General features: G+C 57.8%; 2 rRNA genes (1 of these 2 cut by a window edge). Both read right to left on the bottom strand.

Annotated features, from left to right (window positions below):
• Positions 1-633, bottom strand: a 23S ribosomal RNA gene (locus ABZ953_RS39025) (its annotated part extends 2,289 nt beyond the left edge of the window); the annotation flags it as partial.
• A 305-nt stretch (positions 634-938) separates the two neighbouring features.
• A 16S ribosomal RNA gene (locus ABZ953_RS39020) occupies positions 939-2,464 on the bottom strand.
• Positions 2,465-2,467 lie beyond the last annotated feature (3 nt).

The raw sequence follows: 2,467 nt of genomic DNA, 5'->3' as shown, positions 1-2,467 counted from the left end.
GTCCGACGCTCCCACGGCTTGTAGGCACACGGTTTCAGGTACTATTTCACTCCGCTCCCGCGGTACTTTTCACCATTCCCTCACGGTACTATCCGCTATCGGTCACCAGGGAATATTTAGGCTTAACGGGTGGTCCCGCCAGATTCACACGGGATTTCTCGGGCCCCGTGCTACTTGGGTGTCTCTCAAACGAGCCGTTGATGTTTCGACTACGGGGGTCTTACCCTCTACGCCGGACCTTTCGCATGTCCTTCGCCTACATCAACGGTTTCTGACTCGCCTCACAGCCGGCAGACTGTGAAAGAGAGATCCCACAACCCCGTATGCGCAACCCCTGCCGGGTATCACACGCATACGGTTTGGCCTCATCCGGTTTCGCTCGCCACTACTCCCGGAATCACGGTTGTTTTCTCTTCCTGCGGGTACTGAGATGTTTCACTTCCCCGCGTTCCCTCCACACTGCCTATGTGTTCAGCAGCGGGTGACAGCCCATGACGACTGCCGGGTTTCCCCATTCGGAAACCCCCGGATCAAAGCCTGGTTGACGACTCCCCGGGGACTATCGTGGCCTCCCACGTCCTTCATCGGTTCCTGGTGCCAAGGCATCCACCGTGCGCCCTTAAAAACTTGGCCACAGATGCTCGCGTCCACTGTGCAGTTCTCAAACAACGACCAACCACCCATCACACACCACTCTCGCAGTGCTGCACTGGGGTCGGCATTGAAGGCAGCCATACGGCCATACCTTCAGATACCCAACAGCGTGCCCGACACGTTCAGTTACAGCCCTGTTTTCCACGCCGAAGCAGTACTAACAGTCCTCATCCTGACCGTGCCGAGTAGTCAACGTTCCACCCATGAGCAACCAGCATCAGACGTTCGCTGATGAACTGGCCTCTGACCTCACCCCGAAGGGATCGGTAAGAAGTGCTCCTTAGAAAGGAGGTGATCCAGCCGCACCTTCCGGTACGGCTACCTTGTTACGACTTCGTCCCAATCGCCAGTCCCACCTTCGACAGCTCCCTCCCACAAGGGGTTGGGCCACCGGCTTCGGGTGTTACCGACTTTCGTGACGTGACGGGCGGTGTGTACAAGGCCCGGGAACGTATTCACCGCAGCAATGCTGATCTGCGATTACTAGCAACTCCGACTTCATGGGGTCGAGTTGCAGACCCCAATCCGAACTGAGACAGGCTTTTTGAGATTCGCTCCGCCTCGCGGCTTCGCAGCTCATTGTACCTGCCATTGTAGCACGTGTGCAGCCCAAGACATAAGGGGCATGATGACTTGACGTCGTCCCCACCTTCCTCCGAGTTGACCCCGGCAGTCTCCTGTGAGTCCCCATCACCCCGAAGGGCATGCTGGCAACACAGAACAAGGGTTGCGCTCGTTGCGGGACTTAACCCAACATCTCACGACACGAGCTGACGACAGCCATGCACCACCTGTATACCGACCACAAGGGGGGCACCATCTCTGATGCTTTCCGGTATATGTCAAGCCTTGGTAAGGTTCTTCGCGTTGCGTCGAATTAAGCCACATGCTCCGCTGCTTGTGCGGGCCCCCGTCAATTCCTTTGAGTTTTAGCCTTGCGGCCGTACTCCCCAGGCGGGGAACTTAATGCGTTAGCTGCGGCACCGACGACGTGGAATGTCGCCAACACCTAGTTCCCACCGTTTACGGCGTGGACTACCAGGGTATCTAATCCTGTTCGCTCCCCACGCTTTCGCTCCTCAGCGTCAGTAATGGCCCAGAGATCCGCCTTCGCCACCGGTGTTCCTCCTGATATCTGCGCATTTCACCGCTACACCAGGAATTCCGATCTCCCCTACCACACTCTAGCCTGCCCGTATCGACTGCAGACCCGGGGTTAAGCCCCGGGCTTTCACAACCGACGTGACAAGCCGCCTACGAGCTCTTTACGCCCAATAATTCCGGACAACGCTTGCGCCCTACGTATTACCGCGGCTGCTGGCACGTAGTTAGCCGGCGCTTCTTCTGCAGGTACCGTCACTTTCGCTTCTTCCCTGCTGAAAGAGGTTTACAACCCGAAGGCCGTCATCCCTCACGCGGCGTCGCTGCATCAGGCTTTCGCCCATTGTGCAATATTCCCCACTGCTGCCTCCCGTAGGAGTCTGGGCCGTGTCTCAGTCCCAGTGTGGCCGGTCGCCCTCTCAGGCCGGCTACCCGTCGTCGCCTTGGTGAGCTTCTACCTCACCAACTAGCTGATAGGCCGCGGGCTCATCCTTCACCGCCGGAGCTTTCAACACCCTCAGATGCCCGAGCGTGTGTTATCCGGTATTAGACCCCGTTTCCAGGGCTTGTCCCAGAGTGAAGGGCAGATTGCCCACGTGTTACTCACCCGTTCGCCACTAATCCACCCCGAAGGGCTTCATCGTTCGACTTGCATGTGTTAAGCACGCCGCCAGCGTTCGTCCTGAGCCAGGATCAAACTCTCCGTGAATGT

It is taken from the genome of Streptomyces sp. NPDC046465 (genome assembly GCF_040646035.1).
Lineage (GTDB): Bacteria > Actinomycetota > Actinomycetes > Streptomycetales > Streptomycetaceae > Streptomyces.
This window is presented reverse-complemented; position numbering and strand designations above follow the sequence as displayed.